The sequence below is a fragment of the Spirulina sp. CCY15215 genome (genome assembly GCF_016888125.1).
GTDB lineage: Bacteria > Cyanobacteriota > Cyanobacteriia > Cyanobacteriales > Spirulinaceae > CCY15215.
Map to the genome: position 1 here is coordinate 1 of NZ_JACSWA010000294.1, position 25,027 is coordinate 25,027.

Consider the following 25,027-nt stretch of genomic DNA (forward strand, 5'->3'; position numbering starts at 1 on the left):
AACTTGAAAAACAACGTGCCGATCGCGCCGAATTTGACTTACAAAAAATGAGAGATCGCCTTTTACAATTGGGGATCGATCCTGATTCTTTTTCCTAACTAAATAAGGTTCCCAACTCCCCGTGAGGCAATTCCACACCAGCTAGAGTGAAACCTGCCAGAATAATAAAAACCAAGACCGATAACTTCTGGGGATTTCACGATCGCGTCCCATGCTTGTTCGGTAAATTTATCGGGGTCGGTTGGCTGCATTGATTCCAAAATGATAAAGGCTTTGTCTTCATTTTATCTCATAGCGGTTATTGAGTTAGGTTGGACGACGATTCTTTGATGATATCTTGTAAGCGAAAGAAGGCTATTTGGGAAATTTCCCTTAAAGCCAGTTTCTGTTCTGTTTGTGAATCATTTTTTAAGCGGCATTCAAATGCTTCAATAATACTGGTTTTGGTATGATTTTTGACAGCAATCAGGAAAGGAAAGCCAAATTTTTCTCGATAGGCTTGATTGAGATCGTTAAAGCGCTGAAATTCTTCTGGGGAAAGACAATCTAAACCGACTCCTTTTTGTTCTTGTACCGAGGCTTCTGCCATTCTAGCTTTACTACCTAGATCGGGATGCGATCGCCTTAATACAAGTTGCTCTTCTGGACTCAATCTATCCATCACAAAAACCATTTTTTGATGTAGATCGTTAACACTTTGAAAAGGACGACTTTCCCAGGTTTTTGCTGCAATAGAAGGAGTTTGTTCAAAAATATCAGCCAAGACATTTGTAAAGGTTTCTTGACTCATTTGGTTGAGTTCTGAGAGCGAATAAGACATATCTTAACTTCCTCGATAAGTGCTATATGACCAAGGCGAAGTGAGTAAAGGAACGTGATAATGAATATGGCGATCGCTAATACCAAAGCGAATGGGAATGCTATCTAAAAACGCAGGATCGGGGAGTTGTACCCCTTTATTTTTAAAATATCTAGCAACTTCAAAAATCAATTCATAAACCCCGGTTTGAAACGCTTCATCTACTAATAATGGTTCATCTGTACGTCCGTCCGAGTTGGTTTTAACTTGTTGTAATAAAGTTTTTTCCTTCGTATCGGGATCGATCTGCCATAAGGCGATCGCCATCCCCGCAGCCGGACAACCATTGGCCGTATCGAGAACATGAGTGGTAAGTTTGCCCATAATTTCAATTAAGCGTTAAGGTTTACGTGCAGGCAATTTTAACAAATTATGGAGGGGAGCGAATGGGAAACACTGCTTTAGTAACAGGTGCATCTAGTGGCATTGGTGCCGAATTGGCTCGCTTACACGCTGTTAAGGGGGGAGATCTCGTATTGGTGGCTCGACGCGAAGATGCACTGAATGCCTTGAAAACAGAGTTAGAAAAGGCTCACGGCATCAAAGCCACGGTTATTGTCGCTGACTTAGCGCAACCCGATGCTGCGGAAAAAATATTTGCTGCTACGGAAACGGCGGGAATACAAATCGATATTCTGATTAATAATGCTGGCTTTGGCGGTTACGGAAAATTTCACGAACGTGACCTCGCTAAAGACCAGGCGATGATGCAGGTTAATCTGGTTTCTTTGGTAAATCTGACCCATTTGTACTTACAAGGTATGGTCGATCGCAATGCTGGGAGAATTTTGCACGTGGCATCTACAGCAGCCTTTCTACCAGGTCCGTTGCAGGCGGTTTATTACGCCACCAAAGCCTTTGTGGTCTCATTTTCTCAGGCGATCGCTCAAGAACTTGCCGACACAAATGTTACCTCAACAGCACTTTGCCCAGGTGCAGTTGCTACGGGTTTTGTGGCGGCGGGAGATCTCGAAGGTAACTCGCTGTGGGATAAAGCAGCATCTCCCGAATCGGTTGCACAGTGCGGGTATGAGGCGATGATGAAAGGCAAGTTAGTGAAAATCAACGAGCGATCGCTGAGTTTTCTGCTGAATTGGGTTTTACCTTTTCTACCCAGAAAAACCGTCTTGAAAATTTCTCAGCGATCGATGGAGAAAGATAAGTAATTATCTCGGTTGTTGCCCCGATACATTAACAAAAAGTTGTCGCAGGGAATTTATAACCGTCTTCGTATACTAATGCGTTTCCATCCGGTGTCAGGGTGTGGGAAAATACTTTTTCAATGCCGTTATTTTCATCAGCCAGTAAGACTCGTGCTTTGTGTCCGCTAGTCATAACTTCGGCGCGATCATATTGTTCGTTTGCCCAAATAATTAAGATATCTCCTGGTTGGCACAAGAGGGCTCCTCCCCCATTGCAGCAAATTTGTCGGCTTCCGGCTTCTCCTGGAATAACGTAAGTCGTCCAACGATTTCCATTTTCAAGGTTGACAACTTCCACTTCTTCCAGGGGAATAATACCAACTTTTTCTAGGAGTTCTCGGTCGATGGTGATGCTTCCTATATAGTGAAGTTTTGCTTCTGTGACGTGGACGCGATGTAATTTCGCGTGCATGAGCTTGATTGTCCCCATTGTTCACTATTGCTCCTGAATATTTTGTTAAGTTGGTTGTAGAATATTTCCTAAACGGAAATATAATGTTCCCAATAATTAATTGCGGGCAGCGCGATCGCCACTTTCAGCTACCTAGTATTTCAGTTAAACTATAATAAACCGCGATAGTGAATAAAGACTAAAACCACAGCCCAAGACCCCAAAGCAACCTTAATCGCAACGAGAATGTTCAGAATAGGAATAGTGCCACCACTAAATAAAGTCCCCAACTCCCCGTGAGGTAATTCCACACCAGCTAGAGTGAAACCTGCCAGAATAATAAAAGCCAATACCGATAATTTCTCCCAGGTTGCGATCTGCCAGCGTTTGTAAATTCCCTGCATCCACTCAGGAGAAGATGTAATCGCCACTAGACCGATCGCGGTTCCACCAGCCACTCCCGCCGCAAATCCCCCTCCTGGACTTAAATGCCCGCGAATTGCCAGTTCAATACTCACTAAAGCGGCAATTGTTGCTCCCAAACGTGCCAACACGATGGAAGGGCGATCGCGAAACTGATGAATTTGCGTCTGGGGCTTTTCATCCGCCAGCAAAAACTTAGCCCCCCCGATCGCAACAGTAAAAACCACCACTTCAAAGATAGTATCGTAGAGCCGATTCCGTAAAATAATCCCCGCCACTGCACTCGGTACGCCGCTATCAGCCACTACAGCCTCGACAATCGAGAAAGACAATTCTGGGGCAGCATTGGGAATTACCAACATTTTAATATAAAGGGCAATTCCCGCCGCAATATAGAGCCATTTCATCAATGTTTCTCCTGTGAGTCTGAATTTTCTAGATAAGTTAGGATAGCAGAGGAGGATACCAGTTCCGTTTGGATCATCTCATAGAGGCGTTGCAGCCGCATGACAATAGAATAACTCTCCCCTTCTCGAAGGCAAGTGCCATGAATATCTTTGTCTTGCAAAGCTGTATGTAACTCTTCCTTGTCTACATAGGACACCAATTCGAGGCGCATCTGACGCTTGTTAACAATACTGCGTAATGCCGTCATGAGTTCCCCGCGAGAACCATCTTCTCCTTCCTTTACCAGTACGCCTAAACGCATCACCATTGACGATCGCACCGCCACCGCATACAAAGTAATCGCCAGCATGGTTCCCACTAATGCTTCCGTCAAGGCCACATCGGGAGCCCCTAAAACCGCATATAATAATGCCGCAACTGCCCCGAGAATCCCCCGAATAACGAGGGCGCTATAGGGATTGACCTGTAACACTAGCATGATTGACGTTAAGGGCAATAGGGCGGCGATCGCATAAATATAACTCTCATTCATCGATTTTCCCTCTTTTCCCCACTACTGGAACAATAAGCCAGCACGTACCCTAACATCGTATTCCAGAGTACCAAGCAAACGATCGCCAGCACCAGTAGCGGCCATTCCCGAGGAATTTTCAGCAATAGCCCAAAAATAATGCTCATGGAACCGAGGGTATCTGATACCGAAAGACTGTGTAGTTTAAATAACACCGATCTCTCGCTGAGGAGGGGAATCGTTCCCCAAAACCAGAAAATAACGCCCACAATGAGGCAAGTATAGCTAATAAAATCCATCATGTTTCGTTCATGCGCTTAATAATATTTGCCAACAGCATTAAGGCTGCATTTCCGACCGTAAGAACGATCTTAATCATCTCGCAAAACCGACACAAACCCAATTAAATGTCCAACCAGACAATTCCCATCCAAAAGAGTAAAAGCAAAACGAGGCTCATCGAACCGATTAAATGATCGAATTTCTCGGCGATTCTGGGTAGTTTAAGGCTGAATCTTTTGATGACAAAAAAATAGATTAGCCATCCCAAAGCAATTGTCCCTAGAGGTTTGATAATATTCCCGAGAGTATAAGCATTATAGTAGGCAACATTTGCTGCAACCAAGCTGACTAGGAGCAGGGTTATCGCTATCCAAAAACCGGGTTTGGTTTTATCGCTCTGGGTTTCTCCTTGGCTGTGATGGGGTAAAAAGATAAATCTAGCATACATGATTGCTGTTCCCAGGGCGGCTAAATTCATGCCGATGACTTGCCAAGGGAGCAGGTTTTTCATGGTTAAAACCTTGGCTCCAAAGCCGGAGAGTAAGGGGAAACCCGAGATTGAAAAACTGGCGATCGCTAGGGCAATCCACAGAGGGGTAGAGATCGGCTGCCGTTGTAGCTGTTCGATATCGCGACTGGGTAAAGTTCCGACAATTAAAAACAGGGAGGCTTTGACCAGTCCGTGAGTGAGGGCGTAAAATCCTCCCACTTCTGGGGCTGCGAGAATGAAGCCCAATTGGGAAACTGTGGAAAAGGCGAGGGTTCGCTTGGTATCTTTTTCAAATAAGCCGTAGCAGATGCCGATTAGGGCGCTGGCTGCCCCGAAAAAACGAATAATGGGATCGACTTCCGGCACAATCAAGGCGCAGCGTAGAAGGGGAAAAATGCCGCTTTTGACTGCAACACCTGAAAGCAAGGCTGAAACGGGGGTTTCCGATTCGGCATGGGTCAGGGGCAACCACAACCCCGAAACAAAAACACCGCCTTTGATTAATAGTCCCAAAAAAATAAGTGCGAGGGCTTCGGGAGGGGCATTCCTTAACCCAGCAAAGGCAAAAGAGTGATTCGCTTGGTAAACCAGCACGGCACCGATGAGATAAAAGAGCATGGCGACATTGCTGATGAATAGGTAGCGCAGGGCTACCCACATGGAGCGATCGCTGCGGGAATAGGCGATCGCGAGGAAAGCGGCAATGCTGGTGACTTCTAGGGCGACATATAAGCTGATGAAATCCGCGCAGATAAAAACCGCATTGACGCTACCGTGCAGAATAATAGCGTTGGTGTAAAAAAAGGCGGTTTTTTGGGTATCCCAACTGTAAATGATGACGGCGGCTGTAACCAAAGCGTTCGTAAGGATAAAAAAACCGCTCGCAGTATCGGCTTCTAATGTGACCCCGAAATGATCGAGTAGATTTAAAGTGAAGGGAGTTTTTTGCACAAATAGTCCCAACCCATAACTCACCGACAGTAAAACCGTCACAATCGCTAGGGCGCGATCGAGTCGAGGTAGGAGATAAATGAGAAACCCCATGAAAAAGGGCAAGGCGACCCAAATGATCGTCAAAGTATTCATTACAAGCAATCGGTTATAGTGAGTATGTAGCTCATAAAATTAATCATGTTTCATTCATGCGCTTAATGATATTTGCCAGCAGCATTAAGGCTGCATTTCCAACCGTGAGAACGATCGCACCAACGATGCCGATCGCCCAATCATCCCGCAAAACCGAGATGAACAAAATCAAAATTGCCGTTTTCGTGGAGATACTGGCAAAAGCCAGCATTTTTTGCCAGATATTATCATTCTTCCAAGCATCATAAAGGGGAATGAGTAAGACCAAAATCATAGCAATTAATAATAGGCTCACGGCTTTTTCCTCCGAGTAACGCGATGAACTTCATACCACCCTTCTTCGTGATATTTCACCACAATGGTTTTGGGGGTAAATGTAATGAGCAAAATATCCAAGAAAACGAGACGGTGCGATCGCTTTTTTTCCACTTGTTCGCAGACCATATCCTCGTCATTATGAGGACGCAGAATGAGATCGAAGGCTTCGATATAAGCGAGGGGAATTGCCCAAAGTATTTTCCCCAATATCGACAGCCATTCTTTCAAGGTTTCCGGGTTAGTATACCCGCGAGGCAAGAGCAGTGAAATGCTAAGACCGATGAGTATATTCAGCCAGCTTAAATTCGCTGTCAGCAGAAACCAAATCGTCAAACGGAAGATTAAATGTCCAACCATGCAAACCCCATCCAAAAGAGTAAAAGCAAAACGAGGCTCATTGAACCGATTAAATGATCGAATTGCTCCACGACTCGGGGCAATTTGATACTCAATCTTTTAAATATGGCGAAATAAGCCAGCCAACCCAGCGCGATCGTGGCGAGGGGTTTAATGGTATTCGTCAGATTATAAGCATCATAGTAGGCAACATTGGCCCCAATCAAGCCCAAAAGGAGGATAATGACCGCGATCCAGAAACCAGGTCTGCTTTTGTGGTCTTCTATGGAGTTTTGATGAGGGATAAAAATAAATTTAGCAAAGGAAATAGCGGTTCCCAATGCTGCCAAATTCATGCCGATAACTTGCCAAGGGAGAAGATTTTTCATGGTTAATATCTTGGCTCCAAAACCGGAGAGTAAAGGAAAACCGGAGATAGAAAAACTGGCGATCGCCAAGACGATCCAGAGGGGGGTAGCAATGGGTTGCTGTTGCAATTCTTTCAGGTTACGACTGGGTAAAGTTCCGGCACATAAAAATAGTGCGGCTTTGACTAAGCCGTGGGTGAGGGCATAAAATCCCCCGACTTCCGGTGCAGCCAGGATGAATCCCAATTGGGAAACTGTATGAAAGGCTAACATCCGCTTGGTATCTTTTTCAAAAACGGCATAAGCTACCCCTAGGAGGGCGGTGGCCACGCCAAAAGAACGCACAATGGGGTCAACCTCCGGCACTATTAAAGCGCAGCGCATGAGGGGAAATATGCCGCTTTTCACTACAACCCCTGAGAGCATAGCGGAAACGGGAGTTTCTGATTCCGAGTGGGTTAAGGGCAGCCATAAACCAGAAACAAATACTCCTCCTTTAACTAACAGTCCTAGAAAAATGAGGGCCAGGGCTTCTGGGGGAGCATCGCGCAACCCCGCAAAGGCAAAGGAGTTGTTCGCTTGATAAACCAGCACTGCGCCAATAAGATAAAAGAGCAGGGCGATGTTGCTGATGAAGAGATAGCGCAAACCGACCCACATAGAGCGATCGCTACGGGGATAGGCGATGGCCAAAAAGGCCGCAATACCGCTCACTTCAAGGGCAACGTACAAGCTGATAAAATCTGCACAGATAAAGGTGGCATTGACGCTACCGTGCAGAATAATGACTTGAGTATAAAAAAAGGCGGTTTTGTTCGTATCCCAACAGTAAATCACCACTGCTACCGTGACGAGGGCATTGGTCAAGATAAAAAAGCCGCTCGATGTATCGGCTTCTAAGGTGACACCAAAATTGTCGAGTAATGTGAGGACAAGGGGAGAATCTTGGAAAAAGAGCCAAAACCCATAGCCCACCGATGCCAAAGCTGCCAATAGAGCGAGGTAGCGATCGAGTTTGGGCAGGAGATAAATGAGAAACCCGACAAAGAAAGGTAGGGCGATCCAGGCGATCGTAATTTCGTTCATTTATGTATTGTCCTTCTCGATCTCGTGGGTGTCTAAGGTGGGGTGATCTCGCGAAAGTTTCATGACCCCGACTAGCATTAACGCTTGAATTGAGAGGCCAATGACGATCGCGGTCAAAATCGCCCCTTGAGGAACGGGATCGGCGTAAACCCTATTGATGTTATTCTCGGAGAGAATAGGCGTGAGGAAACCTTCTCGAGAGGCAATGAGGACATAGTAAGCGATCGCCCCCGTACTCATCACATCCATTGAGACGATTTTCATCAGTAGGTTTTTTTTAAGAAAGATTCCGAAAAATCCGCACAAAATAGTAGCGAATACAAAGGCTTCTAACACAGAATTGACCTATTGGGTAATTATTATGTTTGCTAGAATACACTATTTGCGGGCAGCGTGTCTGAATACCGTGAACTTTATCGCACTTTCTCCGTGAATTCATGCAGGCTGAGGGATGATGGGGATAGGGTGGAAAATGCGATCGTAAGGTATGAGGAAGGGCGATCGCGATCGCGAGAGAATATCCGGAAAAAAGAGGAAACAGCGATTAGAATACTAACAAGGCTGTCTCATTCATTTTCTCAAGGAAGACAAAAATGTTTACCAAAATACGACAGTTATGCAATCGGTTATGCAATCGATTTTTTAATAAGTCAAGAAACATCAATAACGAACCCATCAATAAGGTGAGTTTGATTGTTGTTATTATTATTGATATTTTTATCTTAATTAATGTTTTTTCTGGATTAGATGATATTGGGCGTTGGTATCTCAATCCTTCTTTAGCTCATCCTTGTTATTTTGAGTGGGTAGATTATCGCGATCGCGTAACACCAGATAAAGATTATGACACAATTCGCTCTTCCTTACAAAAATATCTAAATTTTCAAGAAAACTATCAACAATCCCAAAGAGGACATCTAGGGAATGTATCAGCAACTTGCTTGGCTTATGGTACCTTCAAGGATAAGATTAATACTGCCGAAAATCAGCAACTCTCAAGCACTATTGACCAGAAGCAAACACAAATTAATAATTTTGAAATCACCAACCGTAATATCCGAGAGCAGTATGATTCTACTCTATTAGAAAAAATTGCGGGACAACAGAGGGATCGCTCTATTAATCTCGTTGATGCGGAAAAAGCCAAACAAGAACTAGAGCAAAATAACAGTAATATTGCGACGTTAAAAGTAGAAATATCCGCGCTTAAAAAGCAATTACTTGGTCAATCAGACAGTATTAATTTTCTAACTTTTCTTAACCAAAATGATAACTTTACAACAGTTGAGAAAGAATACAATCGGGCATCTTTTTGGTATCCTAGTATCCAGATTGCATTTCAATCTCTTTTTCTTCTACCTCTCATTTTTATTGCCTTAACTATTCATAAATTTTCTGAACGTAAAGGATATGGACTCATCAGGTTGATGAGTTGGCATTTGCTGGTTATCTTTTTTATTCCGCTAATTATTAAAATCTTTCAGTTTCTGCAAGTTGGCATAATCTTTCAATTTCTCTTCGATCTCATTAGCACACTTTTAGGAGGTTTCCTTTTTCTAATAAATTATGTTTATATTTTGCTCATTCCCGCCATTGGTTTTGGCATAATTCAATTTTTTCAAAAAATAGTTTTCAATCCTAAAATTCAAGCTGCTAACCGAGTCCAACAATTGCGGTGTATCCAATGTGCGAAGAAACTGCGACTTCACGATCCTCACTGTCCTCATTGTGGTTATTATCAATATGCTGAATGTACAAACTGCCACAACTTGACCTATAAAAGGCTATCATATTGTAAAGAATGCGGAGCATCTCAAAATCTTAACGATCTCAATTAACAACATTTAACATTGTGAGGATTGACTGATGAGTAATTCGATTATTCAACTTGTTGACGAACTCCCCCAAGATAATATCACCGTCAAAGTTTTAAAAGCACTGGATTTTATTGCTCCCGGTCAGTGGGATAATATTGTAGGATTTGAGGAAAGCATTCAAAAGATTACCGGAGAAAGCGATCGCCAAGTTATCCAGCGCATCAGCGATCGCGCTGCATCTCTCTATCTCGATCCTAACAAGGGTTATCAAGGGGCGATCGGGTTATATCAGGCGATCGACAAGGCGGATGTAGCTATGGCAACGGCAGCATTAGCTAATAAAGTCGGTGAAAAAATTAGTTTTCTCTCCTTCCTAGGCAATATTACCCCCAAAGCTGACACAACTCAAACCATTGATTTATTACTGAAAATTGCGATCGAAGTTATTGCTTTTTGCAAACTAAATGGACTTCCCCAACCCAACCCTCAACAATTTGCCACCTCTCTCGCGGAAAACTATCAAGGTGCGAGTTTTATGCGGATGGTTGCGTTAGTTTGCATCGATGGAATTTTGCCCTTGGGTCCGAATTTTCTGACTAAAATTCACGAGATTATTAATGGTATTGATGCAGGAGTTATTTCTCAAAATCCTGTTTTCCTCGGCATTCAAGACCGATTACCAGGCAAAACAACGGGCGATCGCGTCGGTTTTCTTAACCAATGTTTTGAGGCAGTAGAGGGCTGGATGAATGGATTTGTGGCTAAAACGGGAATTACCCCACAAACCATTTCTAACAGTTTAGGGCAGTTTGTGCAAATAGCCGATGATAATTTGGATTTTGTGGCTGCAGTTTTGGATCAAACGACTAATTATTATGAACATACGGGTATTCAAAGTGTTGCCCGTCGTTTAATCTTAGATGCCTATGCTTTAGTGAAAGAAGATTTACAAAATGCCCCCGAAGAGAGTCCTTCTGGAGGGGGAGAAAATGCTGAATTTTCTATTGGGGACAAGATTGAAGTTTGGGATAAAGAAGAGGAAGATTGGTACGAAGCTACGATCAAACAAATTAAAGTTAAAGATGGTACAAATCGTTATTTTGTTCATTACACGAGTTATGGATCTTCAGAAGATGAATGGGTAAAAGAGAAAAATGTTCGGTCTGGCGATCGCCCTGACGCTGACGATAATGGTTATGCGATCGGTCAAAAAGTTCAGGTTTGGGATGAAGAGGAAGAGGAGTGGTACGCTGGGATTATTAAAAAGATTGACGGCGACCAATATCGGATTCATTATCTTGATGAAGATGATTCTTCTGATGAGTGGGTAGATTTGGAAGAACTCAGTTAAATAAGTTAATAAATAGGGTGGATATGCCCACCCTAGAGGAGCATAATTATGTCAAATCTACGCTTAAATCTTGGCTGTGGGTTCAAATCTTTGCAAGGTTATATCAATGTCGATCGCTTTGGAAATCCCGATTTAAAGTTCGATTTAGAAACCTTTCCTTGGCCGTGGCCAGATAATAGCATCATTGAGATTAAATTGATCCATGTTCTCGAACATCTTGGACAGCAAACCGATACTTATTTGCAGATTATTCAGGAAATGTATCGCATTTGTGCAAACGGTGCGACTATTCAAATTATTGTCCCTCATCCCCGTCACGATGATTTCATTCACGATCCTACTCATGTGCGACCAATTACGCCTTCAGGACTGAGTATGTTTTCTCGTCGCTTAAACCAAGAATGGCAAAATCAAGGCTGTGCAAATACACCTCTGGCGCTATATTTGAATGTAGATTTTGAGTTAATACAAACTAATTTTGTACCGAGTCAACTTTGGCGCGATCGCTATCCCGATCGCATTTCAGATTTACAATTACTTTTACAAGAAAGTGCGCTATATAATAATTTGATTAAAGAGGTTGAAATGTTGCTTAAAGTGATAAAGTAACGCCAATGAAGTGCGGAAAATGGTACATAATAATAAACTATGCTTTTCGTTATGCTATTTTGTTTTTTCTATTAATTGAGGAGCTTAACGTTTCTTAATCTAGAGAATTTGTTCTTGTCAAGCCGCGAGTTAGCGTTGTTTGTATCTGGGCAGTACATCTGCTATTTTAAGGAGAGGAGATATAGTTGCCCATGTTGTAGCAATTTGCCAGTTTGACAACGTTAGGTTAAGGGTTTGCGCCGATCCACCCTTTTTTGTCCGATTGGATCGATAAAAACATTCTCTATCAAAAAAATGAATATTTATGAAGAAAGTATTGACAAAAAGGTAGTTTGGTAAAAGAGCAGGTTTTCTGGGTAGTTTATTATTGACCAAGTGCGATCGCAGACATTTTGTTTTGCGATCGCTTGCTATACTTCCCTCAAAGACAGAAGCGCGATGGATTTGGCTAATCCGTAGTTTTTCACCATATTCCGCACTTCTGGGTAAAATGTTGTTGTAACCCACTCATCTAAAATGATGCAAGGTACTGCCAGAGTTGTCCCCCGCTTAACACCACAGGAATATTTGCAATGGGAAGTCCAGCAACCACTACGCTACGAATATTTTAATGGGGAAGTGTTTGCGATGGCAGGGGGAACGCTGCCTCATGCAGATATTGCCCTAAATTTGGCAATCCTGTTACGAGAACCGTTACGGGGACGCTGCAAGGTGCGTAACTCTGATGCCAAGGTGGGCATCACTGATGAGGGACCGTTTACCTATCCAGACCTTAGTATTAGCTGCGATGAGCGCGATTCTCGTACCGAGACGCTATGCGATCGCATTGCCCGACAATTCATCCGCTATCCCTGCGTCATTATTGAGGTGCTTTCTCCGAGTAGGTCGGCTTACGATTCTCCTTCGGAGACGCTACGCGATCGCGGTGGTAAATTTGCCCTGTACCGTCGTCTCTCAACGCTACAAGAATATGTTTTAGTGAGTTCTGAAACCAAAACGGTTGAGATTTTTCGGCGGGATGCTGTTGGAGAGTGGCGATTCATTCCCTACAGTGAAGGTGATACGATTGAGTTTATGAGTTTGGGAATCACGTTATCGCTAAATGCTATTTATGAAGATGTTGTTTTAGAGTTGGAGGATGAAGGGGGTGAAAAAAGGTAGCATTGCTTATCAGCATAAATCTATGGGATTCTAGAGGAAGAATGGCGCGAACATCAGGAGAATTTCGGTACGATGGGAAGTTACTATTAAGGGTTTAGCTTGATTCTTCCCAACTTCTGAACTTTTTACCTTTTTATTTATGGATGAAATTTTAACAGGTCGCTATCAAATCATTCAACGTTTGGGACGAGGAACATTTGGTCAAACCTTTTTAGCAAAAGATATTCATTTACCCAAACATCCATTTTGTGTGGTTAAACTTCTTAAACCCAACTTAAACAATGAAACGGGTTTAGAGGTAGCAAAACGCTTTTTCGATCGCGAAGCAGAAATGCTTTACAAACTAGGAGAACATCCACAAATCCCTCGTTTATTAGCACATTTTGAGGAAAATGGAGAATTTTATTTAGTGCAAGAATATATTGAAGGGGAAACTTTAGCACAGGAATTAGACAAAGGCAATTTGTGGACAGAAGAAGCAATCATTACCTTAATTCGCGATCTCTTAAGAGTTCTGGCTTTTGTGCATCAATCTCAAGTCATTCACCGAGATATTAAACCAGCCAATATTATTCGTAGAAAACGCGATCGCGAGATCGTTCTGATTGACTTTGGTGCAGTTAAACAAGTTCGTTCCCAAGGAGACAGCGATCTAACCGTTGTGATCGGAACTCCAGGTTATATGCCTCCCGAACAACAGGCATTTAAACCTCAATTTAGCAGTGATATTTATGCAGCAGGAATTCTCGCTTTTCAAGCCTTAAGTCGTTTATCTCCCAGTCAATTTCCTTACGATAAAACCGGAGAAATTTACGCGCATCTTTTCGATCTATCTATCTCTATTAGTCCAGAATTGACCGACTTTCTCGAGCGCATGGTGCGTTATGATTATCGACAGCGCTATACTGACGCAACGGAAGCCCTACAAGCATTAAAACACTTAGATTTTAACCTAGATCGAGAGCGATCGCCAACCCAAGCAACTTTAGCAACCATTGCTACTACAAATGCGATCGCCAACTCTGAAAAAACCGAATTTATTTTCCCAAAAACCGAACCTCCTACAGAACTTCCACCCGAATATAACGACTTTTTAAATACACCAACTCTCTCTCGAGAAGAATCCCGCAACCGTCAAATATTACTTAACAAAGTTACAAATTATTGGATTAAAGGAGTTTTAGAAACCTCCCTACATGGTAAAGCCTTGATTGAGTTAGGATTAGAAGAAAGGCTGGATGCAGTAGATCGCCCTTGGGGATTAATTTGGGAAAGTAGCGATACCCCCTATCAATCTCTTGCTTCGGGAATTCGCATTATTAATAAATTTGATGAACTAGGTGCAGGTAGGACTTTGTTGATTTTAGGGCAACCTGGTTCCGGAAAAACGACAACTTTGTTAGAATTAACGCGAGATTTAATTACTCGAGCCAATAGAGATCCTTCTCTACCCATTCCAGTTATTTTTAATCTTTCTTCTTGGGGCGATCGCAAGCGAACAATTTCTCAATGGATCGTTGAAGAACTAAATACAAAATATCAAGTTGCAAAAGGAATTGGTAGAAAATGGATCGAACAACAACAACTCTTACTCCTCCTCGATGGTTTAGATGAAGTTAACATTGAAAAACGACAATCTTGTATTGAATCTCTCAATCAATTTTGTACAGAGTTTGGTCAAACAGAAGTAATTGCTTGCAGTCGCATTCGCGATTATGAGAACCTATCTTCGCAACTGTGTTTCCAATCCGCAATTTACTTGCAACCTTTAACTCCAGACCAAATTCAGAACTATTTACAAACAATGGGAGAGAGTTTTTCTGCATTAAAAATAACATTGCAAACTGATGAAACATTACAAGAGTTGGCACAGTCTCCCCTCATGTTAAGTATTATGACCTTAACCTATCAAGATACACCCCTTGAAGATACACCTCCCAGAAGCATAGAAGAACAGAGAAACCATTTATTTCAGGCTTATATTGAACGGATGTTTAATCGTCGTGGTAACAATAATAATTACTCAAAAAAACAAGCAAAAAAATGGCTGAGTCAACTTGCAAAGCAAATGGAAAAAAGTTCTCAAACTGTTTTTTTGCTGGAAAGAATACAGCCTAATTGGTTAAAGAAAAAGCGACATCGTATTATTTATCTAATGAGCTTAATCATAACTTATTTTTTAATTGCTGGCTTATTTTTTAATGTTTTTCTACCTCTAGATAAATTAATCGTCACCCTATTAGTGGGTGCAGGATTATCTTGGTCAATTTTTGGAATTTATAGAGTTCAACCTATTGAAGCACTGAAATGGTCGTGGAAACGAGGGCGTGATAATCTCTTGATTGGGACGGTTTTAGGGGCAGTTTTAGGAACGACAATTCGTATTTTATATGAAGGCTTAACCAGTCCTTTACATTGGCATATTTTCAATCTTACTTGGCTGCAAACTCATCAAGATATCCCCTTGCGAGGTTTAGTTTTTGGTGTTAGTATTGGTATCATGTTTGGCATTGTACAAGGTTTTAAAAGTCCAGGAATTGAAACTATTACTATTCCCAATCAAGGCATCTGGCAATCGGCAAAAAGCTCTTTATTATTTGGTTCGATTGGTTTTATTGTTTTTGCGATCGCAGCAGATTTCGTAAGTTGGTCAATTATTTTTTGGGGCTGTTTTGGTCTGGTATTTGGTTTGGCTACAGGAGGAGGAGAAGCCTGTATTAAACATTTAATTTTACGGGCAATTCTTTATTTTGACGGTCGTATTCCTTGGAATTATGCCCGCTTTCTCAATCATGCTACCCAGTTGATTTTTTTGCAAAAGGTAGGAGGAGGTTATATTTTTATTCATCGGCTATTATTGGAATATTTTGCCAAAATTGAATACAACAAAGGGTGACGATGGAAACCTTTTTAGCAAACCGAACGTTGTCCCTCGGTAGAGCAACAAATGTACTCACTTAATTTCATTGCTCAAAAGCTCAAGAGAATTTGCCGAGTTTGGGGAAGTCTTGTCAGTGTCGAGGCTTTCACCACTCTTGACAATTTTTGTCCTGTACTTAGGCTTATACTGAAGCAAATCCCGATAGTGTCGATTATCTTCGCTTATTGGGGAATAATAATTTTGACTTTGAGGTTCCCTCGGGAGGTGGCGATCGCGACTACAATGATGTTATTTTTCAAGTGACGTTCTAAAATATTACAGATTGGGAACTTCTAAATCTGCTCTATCGTCCGTCATACTCTGGCCAGAGAAAAACTGGCGCGATCGCGCTAATCTTAAACTCAGCTCTCTATTTCTAAACGTAATCTCAATCCTACTTAAAAATCCTTTCAATGAATCATGACGCAATTTGAACTTCAGCTTAAATCCTCCAATCCATTTGATCCATCTACTCCCTTACAAGTCGATCGCATCTTAACATCCCCAGTTATTGTCGATTTTGACGGCGATGGCAACTTAGATGCCTTTGTTGGCACGACTCAAGGTGATATTCTTTATATCAAAGGTTTAGCTGGAAAGCAATTTGATAATCAAAATTCCCAAGTAAATCCCTTTGGACTGCAAAAATTAAAAGATATCGGAACGAAACCCGCTAACATTACAAGCGCATTTGGAAACCTTACCACTCCTGCTGTTGTTGATATTGATGGCGATGACGACTTAGATCTCTTTGTTGGGGAATACGATGGTTTTGTTTACTTCTTTGAAAACAAAGGTGATAATACTTTTGAAGCTCCAGTAGAGAATCCTTTTGGGATTACTCATAGCCGACCGAGTTCATTTTATTATGCTGCTCCCGCGTTCATTGATTCCGATGGAGATGGTTTTGTTGAAACTGCTTATGTAGGCGGTTACAACACCGGTGGAAACTTAGAGAACTTTCTTAAAGTTTATACCAGAGATCTAGGAGAGACAAATTTTCAACTCCTATCGGGAAACGATTATCCGTTCCAAAATGTTAATGTTCCCACTGCCAATCCTCAAGGCACAAGAATTACACCAACTTTAGCTGATTTTGATGGAGATGGTGATTTTGATGTTTTCCTCGGACAAACCGAAATTGCTTCTGGGAAAAATTCGATTAGATACTTTGCCAATGAAGGTTCTAATACAACACCGATATTTGTAGAACAAAATGGTGATGATAATCCCTTTAACACAGTTAATCAGCAACACTCGAATCAACTCGAGCAAGTTAAATTAGACCTTGTAGATTTTCTCGGCAATGACATCTTAGAAGCGTTTACTGGCTCTCGAAGCGAGAATGGTATTCGCTATTTTGTTCTGAATGAGCCTCCTCCTCAACTTCCCTCCAATCCTCAAACACAATATAAACTAGAACCCGATAAACAAACGCCCTTATTAATTGAAGATAAAGCGCTTCTGGCTCCAGTTTTAGTTGACTTTGACCAAGATGGAAAACTCGATCTTGTTGTGGGAACAAACGATAAAGAATTAGTCTACTATCGCAATGCTGGCGATAAAACATTTGAAGACGGTCAAACCCTCGATTTAGATCTTGCGTCGGTTGCAGACGGACTTATTAAACCATCTATTGTAGATATAGATAACGATGGTGATTTAGATATTATTGTCGGCGATAAAAATGGCGATATTCACTTCTTTCAAAGCAATGGAGACGATACCTTTGCCACACCAGAATCCAATCCTTTTGGCTTGACAAAAGTTGCGGCTTATGCGTCCCCAACATTCATTGACGAGGAGAATGACGGCAAGATTGATTGGGCATTTATTGGGGGAGAAAGTAGCGAATCTGGGATTGAGAACTATATTAAAGTCTTCAAAAATAACGGCACACCTAGCGAACCCAGTTTCAGCGAAGTTAACTTTGTCGATCATCCCTTCAAAAGTGCAGATGTTATTGTCCCGACGGATGCGACTGTCAGAATCGTACCGGAGTTTATCGACTTCGATAAAGATGGCGATCTAGATGCTTTCCTCGGACAAACGGTTATTAATAGTAGTGGGGAAGGGGAAAGCGAAATTCGCTATTTTGAAAATATAGGCGCGATCGGTACTCCTAAGTTTTTTGAAAGAACGGGGAATGAAAATCCTTTCCGCAATGTTAATCAAAGTAAAGCAGAATTGCTAAAATTTGCTTATCCTACTTTGGGCGACTTCTTAGAAAATGGAGAAAATGGAAAATTAGAAGCCTTTAGCGGTTCGCAATCTGCCGATACAGAAAATGGTCTGCGTTATTTGATTGTCCCTCAATCCGAACCCGACACCAAACCCGAAACTGCACCCAAATCTAATTTCGATCCAGATAAATTAATACTGGAAGGTGGCACAATCTTTAAAATGGGTAAAGTGAAAAACGGAGGACGAGTGAAATTCAAACTTGCCAATATTAACATTGAGAAGATTTCGGAAATTACAATTTCCTTCCTCGACTCTAGTAATAAGGTTAGTTTCTCGGAAGTTCTTTTCTCTACCCTTCCCCCAGGATTTCAACCTCGTGGCTTTGCCTTTGGTCGCCAAAAACTCTTCTTAAACGTTCAACCCAATCAGCGCTTTAAAATCAATATTCAAAGCCTCGATCGCACTATAGTTTCCCAAGAAGCCAGCATCATCGAACTCAACTCCGGTCAATTCCGGCTCAATTTTGCCAGTGGACTCACCATCGAAATCGAACAAAGTCTAGAAAATCCCCCCATTGGAGTAGGAAACCTGCAAAAACCTGGCCTAGAAATCCTCGATCTAGAAGGACTATCTGGCTTGCAGTCAGCAACCTTTACCCTAACCCGAGAGGCAAGGTACACCAACGAAGTTTACTTCTACCGCATTAACGATACAAACGGCACCATTGACGGCCTCGCACCGGGTCAAGAGGGTTATGCAGCAGCAGCTATTCGCAACCGCATTGATAATATCGCGCTACGAGTAGGCAATCAATCGGAAAACACAGAAAATGGTTCATTCAATGGAGGCTTCCTCTATGCACCTATTATCATCGCCAACGGTAGCGCCGAGAACTTCTTGAATCAAAATCCCAAGAATTTAGCAGGTCAAGATATTCAGGCTTATTTCGTCTTTGGAGAAGCCAATAGCGATCGCGCCGATCACATTCGCCTATTGGGTAGCAATACCTTTGGCTTTGAGGACCTCCCCAACGGCGGCGATCTGGACTACAACGATATTATCGTTGAAGTCAATTTTGCTTAACCCATCCGTAATGATTAAACGAAAAAAGCAACATCTCGCGCCAAATCTATAATTTGGCGCGAGATTTTTTGGGGCATTCGCTAAACTAGAGAAAAGCCCGTCCTCATTAACAAGCCATGTCCCCCCAAACACCGCCTTCACCCGAAAATAACAATATTAATCCTGAAATAGGATATTCCCTCAAACCCTTATTTTTTGGTTCTGGTATCATGTGTGCCTTATTGATAGCTTCCTTTTGGGTGTATATCGAACATCCCGAATGGTTAGAGGCTTCAAATTCAGAAAATGACCAAGTTGAAAAGATTTTAGAAGCAAACCCCGATCTCTCTCGCGAAGATTTAGAAGCCGATGCTCAAACTGGAGATCTTTCCTTTTGGTTGCGAACAGATCCAGGGAATTCCTCTCAAGTAAATAACAATCAAGCTAAGAAAAACAAAGAAGCCGATCCTTTAGAAGTTTTTATGAAAAAACAGAAAGAGGAAGACAAACAAAAGCAAAAAGATTCAGCCTCTAAAAATCCTTTATTGAATCTTTCTCCTCTCGAAGACTTGACCAATGCTGGGGACGCAAAAAAGAAAGGAGATGGCCAAATCGGAACACTTAATTTAGATGCACTTTCCCTCTCAACTCCATTAGATAGAATGCTGCGAGGAGAAGCAGGAAACGGCGAACTCACTCCTTTAGAAGCAGAACTCCTCTCTTTACAACAACTTTCTCCGACTTCTACAACCAATACTCCGCAACCTCAAGAACAAAATAATCGAGGCACAAATAATCCTAATTCTAATGCCAATTCTTCTCCCAATCAAACTCCTAACAATCCCAATAATCTTTTGCCAAATGCTACGAATAACCTCTATAGTACACCTTCTGGCCTTTCTTCTAACCAACGAAGAACAACGGCGCAACCTTCTATTAACCAAACCACCAGACGAGGTACCAGTAATCCTGCCCTGAATGGAGTTGGTGCAAATGGGGTGAATACTGGGGTTAATGGTGTTGTTCCTACTACACCGATTGTGCCTCAAAACAGCCGTCGAGGTGTTGTTTCTCCAAGGGTTTCAACCCCCACTACCACCACATTTCCTGGTTTGGGCAATACTTCACCTGGCCTAAACGATCCCTATTCTCGCTCTCAACAACAGCAACAGCAACAGCAACCGACTCAGACTAATCGTGCGGTTAACCCTAATAATAGAATTGGCGGGGGAGAAATTAATTCATTTTCCAACCCTTATGGCACGGGACAATAAACAATTTGCGATCGCCACTATCTTTACTTTACTTTAAACAAAATGATGAGCAATTTCGATCGGGAACAATAAAACATGAATAAAAGTATTCGCATTGGCAGCTTATTTGGCATCCCCTTTTATATCAATCCTTCTTGGTTTTTAGTTTTAGCCTTGGGGATGTTTTGGTTTGGCCAGCAGTTTGCCACCTTACCTCAAGTCAATGGCGTAACGGCTGCCTTTTTTGGTTTAATTACCTCTTTACTCCTCTTTGCTTCCGTCTTGGCTCACGAATTGGGACATAGTTTGGTGGCGATCGCCCGAGGAATTCGCGTCAAGTCCATTACTCTCTTCATTTTTGGCGGTTTGGCACTGTTGGAAAAAGAAGCAGAAACCCCCTGGGAATCCTTTCTGGTGGCGATCGCCGGACCTTTGGTTAGTTTTATTCTCTTCGGCATTTTTACCCTGATCCAAACGCTTTTTCCCCTACCTCTCCCGCTTTTTGAGTTGTGTTTAATGTTAGCACTCCTCAATCTCGTTTTAGGGATATTTAATCTCATTCCAGGTTTACCCCTTGATGGCGGAAATATCCTCAAAGCCGCCATTTGGCAAATTACGGGGAACCCCAACAAAGGACTACTCTATGCCAGTCGCGTCGGTCAAGGTTTCGGTTGGCTGGCAGTGGCGATCGGCATTTTAGCGGTTTTGGGGATTAGTGAATACGGAAGCATCTGGACTCTCTTTATCGGGGTTTTCCTCTTGCAAAATGCACAACGCTCTGCCCAATCTGCTCTCCTCCAAGATAAACTGGAAAACTACACCGCCAAAGATGCTGTTATTCCCAACAGTCCCATAGCCAACCAAGGGCTAAACCTACGGGAATTTGTCAATAATTATGCGATCGGTAACGAGAAATGGCGCAAATTTCTCGTTATTGACGATGAAGGGAAATTAGTAGGGGATATCGCTTTGGAAGACCTGAAAACCATTGCCACTTCTCTGTGGACGGAAACCCCCCTTCGTACCCTTGTACGCCCAGTGGATGAGATCGCAACTATTGCCGGCGATCGCTCCTTATTGGAAGTGGCTAAACTACTCGAGGGAGAAAACAAACAATTTACAGTCATTGGCGAAAATGGCGTTGTTTTAGGACTTTTGGAAAAATCTTCCATCATCAATCTTTTGGCAGGGGAAGCCCAGGTTAAAAGCGCCTAAAGCTCAATCTGAAACTCGAGGCATTACTATCCATTTTTGAATCACCGCCAGTAATTTTTCGCGATCAAACGGTTTGGTCAGATATTCTGTTGCTCCCGCCAAACGTCCCTGTACCTTATCAAATGCTCCATCTCTTGCTGTCAGCATGATAATCGGTAATTTTCCAAATTGTGGCAAACTGCGGACCGTTCGACATAACTCTAATCCATCAACTCCAGGCATAGTGACATCCAAGAGTAACAAATCAACATTTTGATGATAAATCGCCGATAACGCATCAACAGCATTGTCGGCAACAATAACACTATACTGCTGATGCAAAGCCCGTTTGATGGATTCTCCCACGACGGGACTATCATCTACCGCTAAAATCGTGAACGCTTGAGGTGCAGTTACAGACATTTTTATAAATTACTTGCTGGCTCGTGTGTAGTTTTATTTTTCCCGGTCACTCCAGAACAAACTCGCTCTAAACTAGGAGATGAGAATACTATTTTCAATTTTGGCATAAACTATTACCTAATTTTTGCATAAGGATCGCAAAAGGAATTATGAGAACAAAGGCACGCAGCAAAAAAGAACCTTTAAAATGCGGGGATCGAGAGCTTTCCTTGCAATTAGAGAACTTTTAAACGAGAATTCTCGATTTCTGGAGATAAAATCAAACAAAAATCTTCAGAAAAACTATTAGAATTTGCTTTTGTGATACTCAATTGCACGCTAATAGCGCATAATGGAATCAAGGATATCAATCTGCTTGTCTGAACACCTTCTTGGCTAAGTGTTTTTCAGTATCATTATGATAGGATATTTTTCATTAACAAAATACTTGTTTGGTTTTGTTTAACAAAATTAACAATTAAAAACATAACTTAATCTTCGGAAAAATAAAAAATAACGAAGAAAGGTTTGGTTTCAATTTGGTTTCAAATCGATCTCGAACAGTTTGTTTTGCAGCAATTTTAGCAACAAAACAGGCTGCTCGCGTCAACAAATAATATCTAAACTCTATTTATATGGGAGTTTTGTGAGATGGTTGTAAGTTTCATGAACGTTCAAATTTTAGAAAGTATTACCGATGCCTTTTTTGTACTGGATCAAAAGTGGAGATTTATGTCTCTCAATTCGGTGGCGGAGAAATTATTGGGGAAAAGTAGGCAATTTTTGCTAGATCGCTGTATCTGGGAGGAATTTCCAGATCTAAGGGGTTCGATTTTCGAGCAGGAATATCGGCGCGCCGTAGAGGAACAGATTTCTGCCCATTTTGAAGCCTTTTTTCCCATCGGCAAAATATGGGTGGAAGCTCACCTTTCCCCCCACCAAGACGGCGTTTCCGTCTGCTTGCGAAATATCACCGAACGCAAAAGCGTTGAAGCCGACTTATTGGAGCAGTCCCGTTTGGCTCGCTTAGAAGCACAAATCAGCCGCTTTTTAGTTCGCACTCATTCTATCCCCGAAAGCCTGCAATATTGCACCGACGCGATCGCCGAAAATCTTGATATTACCGTCGCCGCAATTTGGCTCTACAATGAGCAACGAAATTGCCTCGAACTGCAAGGCTCGAGAACAAATCCCAATATTCCCCCCGCTATTCTCAATTCTGAATTGTTGAGTCAGCCAGAACTCTCCTTAAACGGCTCAATTATCGGCGCGATCGCCAAAACCAGGCAACCCATTTACGATCTAGTTTTTCCTCCCTTCGGCGATACAATTGCTAAAATCCAGCATAAACTCGGAGACTTCCACAACGATCCTCTTTTTTGCAACTTAGATGCCCAACGTTCCACAGGGAATACAAAATTACACTTTATCGGCTATCCTTTAGTCCTTGAAGACCAATTAATCGGCGTTCTCTCCGCTTGGAGCGATCGCTCCTTCAGTAAATCCTTACGGGAAGGATTTGCCACCCTCGCCGATAATTTAGCCCTCGACATCGATCGCTGTCAAGCTAGAAGCGCCCTTGCATCCCGTCGAGAAGCCCTACTCTTTCGTCTCGCCAATCAAATCCGCAATTCCCTCGATTTAGATACAATTCTTCAGACCGCAGTTCACGAAATTCGCACCCTTTTAAACGTAGACTGTTGCAGTTACCTTTGGTGCTGGGGGGATATTAAAGACTCTCCCAGTTTAAGTGTCAGTCACGAAGCAGAAATTGAAACCCACAAAGTCCAAGGGATTCGGACTTGTCCCCCCGATCGCCTCACCTTCTTGGCTCGAAAAATCGAACAGTTAAAAACCATCCGTATTGAAGATTTGGCTCACCCCCATCTTCCTCATCTTCCTCCCCAAGAAGTCGCAGAATTGACGACTTTACTCAAAGGGATGAACATCAAATCCCTGCTTTTAATTCCCCTCAAAACTCGTTCCGGTCATCTCGGCGCGATCGCCTGTTCTCAAGAACAAGCCCCTCATCATTGGAGTGATTCTGAAGTGGAACTTCTCCGGGGTGTCGTGGATCAATTAGCCTTGGCGATCGATCAAGCGGAACTATTCGCCCAAACACGCGCCACAGCGTTAGCGGCTCAAACCCAAGCACGAGAACTTGAGCTAACCCTCGGGGAACTGAAACACACCCAAACCCAATTGATTCAAACGGAAAAAATGTCCAGTTTGGGACAAATGATCGCTGGAATTGCCCACGAAATTAATAATCCTGTCAACTTTATTTCGGGGAATCTTAGTTATACCAGTGAGTATGTTGGTGATGTACTAGAATTACTCAAACTTTATCAAAAGCAATTTCCTCACCCCAGCGATGACATTCGTGAATTCTCCGAAGAAATAGATCTAGATTTTATTATCGAAGATTTACCCAAAACCATGTCATCCATGCAAATTGGGGCAGAACGCATTCGGAAAATTGTTCTGTCTTTAAAGAATTTTTCTCGGTTAGATCAAGCCGAAATGAAAGCAGTCGATATTCACGAAGGAATTGACAATACACTCTTGATTTTACAACATCGGTTAAAAGCAAAAGGAAGTCGTCCTGAAGTGGAAATCATTAAAGAATATGCAGATTTACCTCCCGTGAAATGTTATGCCGGACAGTTAAATCAAGTTTTTATGAACATTATCAGCAACGGTATCGATTCTCTGCTTGATATTCCTGCCCCTCATTGTCTCACCATTATTACAGAAATAGAATCAGCAGCCAATGAAGACTCTAGTAATGTATTAATTCGGATTCAAGATAATGGTTCGGGAATGGATGAAACAACCCGATCGCGCATTTTCGATCCGTTCTTTACTACTAAACCTGTCGGGAAAGGAACGGGTTTGGGTTTAGCGATCAGTTATGAAATTATTGTTAAAAAACATCGCGGTCAAATCTCTTGTCATTCGGCGATCGGAGAAGGAACAGAATTTCGCATTTCTATTCCGATGATGCAGCCAGAAAATGAGGGGTAACTTTGTTTTTGGTGCGCTAAATTATCGAGTCGATCAAAGATTGCCGATTCAGAGGGTGGCTTGATGGGAATTTGCCATTTTCAAGACGTTTTCACTCTCCCAATAATTGTCCGAGGAGGTGGCGATCGCCTATCTCGACTTGTCTTTTTCTTTAGGATACACTTGTTGTTAGAGTGTCTTGATCTTTTTCTCTCTCATGGTTCAACTTCAACCTTCTTACTCCAAGCAGAAATCTCTGCCCACCATGTACGATTTGCCTAGCGAAGACCCGGAGGAACCAGGTTTGC

Annotated in this window: 23 protein-coding genes and 1 pseudogene; 10 read left to right on the top strand and 14 right to left on the bottom strand. The window is 42.3% G+C overall.

Annotated features, from left to right (window positions below; all coding sequences use genetic code 11):
• Positions 1-97: 97 nt before the first annotated feature.
• The 3 genes and pseudogenes from JUI58_RS27585 to uraH form a co-directional block, all read right to left on the bottom strand.
• Positions 98-190, bottom strand: a pseudogene (locus tag JUI58_RS27585) (cation:proton antiporter); the annotation flags it as partial.
• 108 nt (positions 191-298) lie between these two features.
• Positions 299-820 (bottom strand): 2-oxo-4-hydroxy-4-carboxy-5-ureidoimidazoline decarboxylase, encoded by a 522-nt coding sequence (gene uraD, locus JUI58_RS04160; protein ID WP_204102486.1) that lies wholly within the window; start codon positions 818-820, stop codon positions 299-301.
• Between the two features lie 3 nt (positions 821-823).
• A complete protein-coding gene (uraH, locus tag JUI58_RS04165) occupies positions 824-1,186 on the bottom strand; it encodes a hydroxyisourate hydrolase (RefSeq protein WP_348539830.1) in 363 nt (120 codons plus the stop codon).
• A gap of 59 nt (positions 1,187-1,245) precedes the next feature.
• Between uraH and JUI58_RS04170 the strand changes: the two genes are divergently transcribed.
• Positions 1,246-2,025 (top strand): SDR family oxidoreductase, encoded by a 780-nt coding sequence (locus JUI58_RS04170; protein WP_204102488.1) that lies wholly within the window; start codon positions 1,246-1,248, stop codon positions 2,023-2,025.
• 25 nt (positions 2,026-2,050) lie between these two features.
• Here JUI58_RS04170 and panD read toward each other — a convergent pair whose 3' ends face one another.
• The 9 genes from panD to JUI58_RS04215 form a co-directional block, all read right to left on the bottom strand.
• Positions 2,051-2,491 (bottom strand): aspartate 1-decarboxylase, encoded by a 441-nt coding sequence (panD, locus tag JUI58_RS04175; protein WP_204102489.1) that lies wholly within the window; start codon positions 2,489-2,491, stop codon positions 2,051-2,053.
• 131 nt (positions 2,492-2,622) lie between these two features.
• Positions 2,623-3,282, bottom strand: a complete 660-nt coding sequence (locus JUI58_RS04180; protein WP_204102490.1) for a Na(+)/H(+) antiporter subunit B — start codon at positions 3,280-3,282, stop codon at positions 2,623-2,625.
• The gene (locus tag JUI58_RS04185) at positions 3,282-3,815 is read right to left on the bottom strand and encodes a DUF4040 domain-containing protein (protein WP_204102491.1); all 534 of its coding nucleotides are present in this window, start codon (positions 3,813-3,815) and stop codon (positions 3,282-3,284) included. The genes JUI58_RS04180 and JUI58_RS04185 overlap by 1 nt, the downstream gene beginning before the upstream one ends.
• A complete protein-coding gene (locus tag JUI58_RS04190; RefSeq protein ID WP_204102492.1) occupies positions 3,812-4,096 on the bottom strand; it encodes a monovalent cation/H(+) antiporter subunit G in 285 nt (94 codons plus the stop codon). The genes JUI58_RS04185 and JUI58_RS04190 overlap by 4 nt, the downstream gene beginning before the upstream one ends.
• Before the next feature lie 101 nt (positions 4,097-4,197).
• Positions 4,198-5,652, bottom strand: coding sequence for a cation:proton antiporter (locus JUI58_RS04195; RefSeq protein WP_204102493.1), 1,455 nt, complete (start codon positions 5,650-5,652; stop codon positions 4,198-4,200).
• Positions 5,653-5,695: 43 nt separating this feature from the next.
• On the bottom strand, positions 5,696-5,947 hold the full coding sequence (locus tag JUI58_RS04200; RefSeq protein WP_204102494.1) for a hypothetical protein: 252 nt from the start codon (positions 5,945-5,947) through the stop codon (positions 5,696-5,698).
• The gene (locus tag JUI58_RS04205) at positions 5,944-6,327 is read right to left on the bottom strand and encodes a Na+/H+ antiporter subunit E (RefSeq protein WP_204102495.1); all 384 of its coding nucleotides are present in this window, start codon (positions 6,325-6,327) and stop codon (positions 5,944-5,946) included. The genes JUI58_RS04200 and JUI58_RS04205 overlap by 4 nt, the downstream gene beginning before the upstream one ends.
• On the bottom strand, positions 6,312-7,760 hold the full coding sequence (locus JUI58_RS04210; protein WP_204102496.1) for a cation:proton antiporter: 1,449 nt from the start codon (positions 7,758-7,760) through the stop codon (positions 6,312-6,314). The genes JUI58_RS04205 and JUI58_RS04210 overlap by 16 nt, the downstream gene beginning before the upstream one ends.
• Positions 7,761-8,096 (bottom strand): NADH-quinone oxidoreductase subunit K, encoded by a 336-nt coding sequence (locus JUI58_RS04215; protein ID WP_204102497.1) that lies wholly within the window; start codon positions 8,094-8,096, stop codon positions 7,761-7,763.
• Between the two features lie 257 nt (positions 8,097-8,353).
• On the opposite strand from JUI58_RS04215, the gene JUI58_RS04220 reads away from it, so the two are divergent.
• The 3 genes from JUI58_RS04220 to JUI58_RS04230 are packed head-to-tail and all read left to right on the top strand — an operon-like array spanning position 8,354 to position 11,537.
• On the top strand, positions 8,354-9,598 hold the full coding sequence (locus JUI58_RS04220) for a hypothetical protein (protein WP_204102498.1): 1,245 nt from the start codon (positions 8,354-8,356) through the stop codon (positions 9,596-9,598).
• Positions 9,599-9,626: 28 nt separating this feature from the next.
• Positions 9,627-10,928 (top strand): Tudor-knot domain-containing protein, encoded by a 1,302-nt coding sequence (locus JUI58_RS04225; protein WP_204102499.1) that lies wholly within the window; start codon positions 9,627-9,629, stop codon positions 10,926-10,928.
• A 48-nt stretch (positions 10,929-10,976) separates the two neighbouring features.
• On the top strand, positions 10,977-11,537 hold the full coding sequence (locus JUI58_RS04230; RefSeq protein ID WP_204102500.1) for a hypothetical protein: 561 nt from the start codon (positions 10,977-10,979) through the stop codon (positions 11,535-11,537).
• 129 nt (positions 11,538-11,666) lie between these two features.
• On the opposite strand, the gene JUI58_RS04235 is transcribed toward JUI58_RS04230, so the two are convergent.
• Entirely contained in the window at positions 11,667-12,044 is a 378-nt protein-coding gene (locus JUI58_RS04235; protein ID WP_204102501.1) for a hypothetical protein, read from the bottom strand.
• Between the two features lie 12 nt (positions 12,045-12,056).
• On the opposite strand from JUI58_RS04235, the gene JUI58_RS04240 reads away from it, so the two are divergent.
• The 5 genes from JUI58_RS04240 to JUI58_RS04260 all read left to right on the top strand — a co-directional run bounded on the left by JUI58_RS04240 (position 12,057) and on the right by JUI58_RS04260 (position 21,332).
• Entirely contained in the window at positions 12,057-12,698 is a 642-nt protein-coding gene (locus JUI58_RS04240) for a Uma2 family endonuclease (RefSeq protein ID WP_204102508.1), read from the top strand.
• Positions 12,699-12,837: 139 nt separating this feature from the next.
• Positions 12,838-15,594 (top strand): protein kinase, encoded by a 2,757-nt coding sequence (locus JUI58_RS04245; protein WP_204102502.1) that lies wholly within the window; start codon positions 12,838-12,840, stop codon positions 15,592-15,594.
• 444 nt (positions 15,595-16,038) lie between these two features.
• Positions 16,039-18,885 (top strand): FG-GAP-like repeat-containing protein, encoded by a 2,847-nt coding sequence (locus tag JUI58_RS04250; protein ID WP_204102503.1) that lies wholly within the window; start codon positions 16,039-16,041, stop codon positions 18,883-18,885.
• A gap of 116 nt (positions 18,886-19,001) precedes the next feature.
• Positions 19,002-20,138, top strand: a complete 1,137-nt coding sequence (locus tag JUI58_RS04255) for a hypothetical protein (RefSeq protein ID WP_204102504.1) — start codon at positions 19,002-19,004, stop codon at positions 20,136-20,138.
• A 75-nt stretch (positions 20,139-20,213) separates the two neighbouring features.
• A complete protein-coding gene (locus tag JUI58_RS04260; protein WP_204102505.1) occupies positions 20,214-21,332 on the top strand; it encodes a site-2 protease family protein in 1,119 nt (372 codons plus the stop codon).
• Between the two features lie 3 nt (positions 21,333-21,335).
• Here the strand turns inward: JUI58_RS04260 and JUI58_RS04265 are convergent, their stop codons facing one another.
• Positions 21,336-21,734, bottom strand: coding sequence for a response regulator (locus JUI58_RS04265; protein ID WP_204102506.1), 399 nt, complete (start codon positions 21,732-21,734; stop codon positions 21,336-21,338).
• A gap of 645 nt (positions 21,735-22,379) precedes the next feature.
• Between JUI58_RS04265 and JUI58_RS04270 the strand changes: the two genes are divergently transcribed.
• Positions 22,380-24,740, top strand: coding sequence for a GAF domain-containing protein (locus JUI58_RS04270; protein WP_204102507.1), 2,361 nt, complete (start codon positions 22,380-22,382; stop codon positions 24,738-24,740).
• Positions 24,741-25,027: the final 287 nt, after the last annotated feature.

Excerpts from the sequence above, each read along its gene's own strand:
- JUI58_RS04170 (WP_204102488.1), top strand. The coding sequence starts at position 1,246 with ATGGGAAACACTGCTTTAGTAACAGGTGCATCTAGTGGCATTGGTGCC.
- JUI58_RS04190 (WP_204102492.1), bottom strand. The coding sequence starts at position 4,096 with ATGATGGATTTTATTAGCTATACTTGCCTCATTGTGGGCGTTATTTTC.
- JUI58_RS04220 (WP_204102498.1), top strand. The coding sequence starts at position 8,354 with ATGTTTACCAAAATACGACAGTTATGCAATCGGTTATGCAATCGATTT.
- JUI58_RS04260 (WP_204102505.1), top strand. The coding sequence starts at position 20,214 with ATGAATAAAAGTATTCGCATTGGCAGCTTATTTGGCATCCCCTTTTAT.
- JUI58_RS04225 (WP_204102499.1), top strand. The coding sequence starts at position 9,627 with ATGAGTAATTCGATTATTCAACTTGTTGACGAACTCCCCCAAGATAAT.
- JUI58_RS04265 (WP_204102506.1), bottom strand. The coding sequence starts at position 21,734 with ATGTCTGTAACTGCACCTCAAGCGTTCACGATTTTAGCGGTAGATGAT.
- JUI58_RS04270 (WP_204102507.1), top strand. The coding sequence starts at position 22,380 with ATGAACGTTCAAATTTTAGAAAGTATTACCGATGCCTTTTTTGTACTG.
- JUI58_RS04210 (WP_204102496.1), bottom strand. The coding sequence starts at position 7,760 with ATGAACGAAATTACGATCGCCTGGATCGCCCTACCTTTCTTTGTCGGG.
- JUI58_RS04250 (WP_204102503.1), top strand. The coding sequence starts at position 16,039 with ATGACGCAATTTGAACTTCAGCTTAAATCCTCCAATCCATTTGATCCA.
- JUI58_RS04230 (WP_204102500.1), top strand. The coding sequence starts at position 10,977 with ATGTCAAATCTACGCTTAAATCTTGGCTGTGGGTTCAAATCTTTGCAA.
- JUI58_RS04245 (WP_204102502.1), top strand. The coding sequence starts at position 12,838 with ATGGATGAAATTTTAACAGGTCGCTATCAAATCATTCAACGTTTGGGA.
- JUI58_RS04255 (WP_204102504.1), top strand. The coding sequence starts at position 19,002 with ATGTCCCCCCAAACACCGCCTTCACCCGAAAATAACAATATTAATCCT.
- JUI58_RS04185 (WP_204102491.1), bottom strand. The coding sequence starts at position 3,815 with ATGAATGAGAGTTATATTTATGCGATCGCCGCCCTATTGCCCTTAACG.
- uraD (WP_204102486.1), bottom strand. The coding sequence starts at position 820 with ATGTCTTATTCGCTCTCAGAACTCAACCAAATGAGTCAAGAAACCTTT.
- JUI58_RS04180 (WP_204102490.1), bottom strand. The coding sequence starts at position 3,282 with ATGAAATGGCTCTATATTGCGGCGGGAATTGCCCTTTATATTAAAATG.
- JUI58_RS04195 (WP_204102493.1), bottom strand. The coding sequence starts at position 5,652 with ATGAATACTTTGACGATCATTTGGGTCGCCTTGCCCTTTTTCATGGGG.
- panD (WP_204102489.1), bottom strand. The coding sequence starts at position 2,491 with ATGGGGACAATCAAGCTCATGCACGCGAAATTACATCGCGTCCACGTC.
- JUI58_RS04205 (WP_204102495.1), bottom strand. The coding sequence starts at position 6,327 with ATGGTTGGACATTTAATCTTCCGTTTGACGATTTGGTTTCTGCTGACA.
- JUI58_RS04240 (WP_204102508.1), top strand. The coding sequence starts at position 12,057 with ATGCAAGGTACTGCCAGAGTTGTCCCCCGCTTAACACCACAGGAATAT.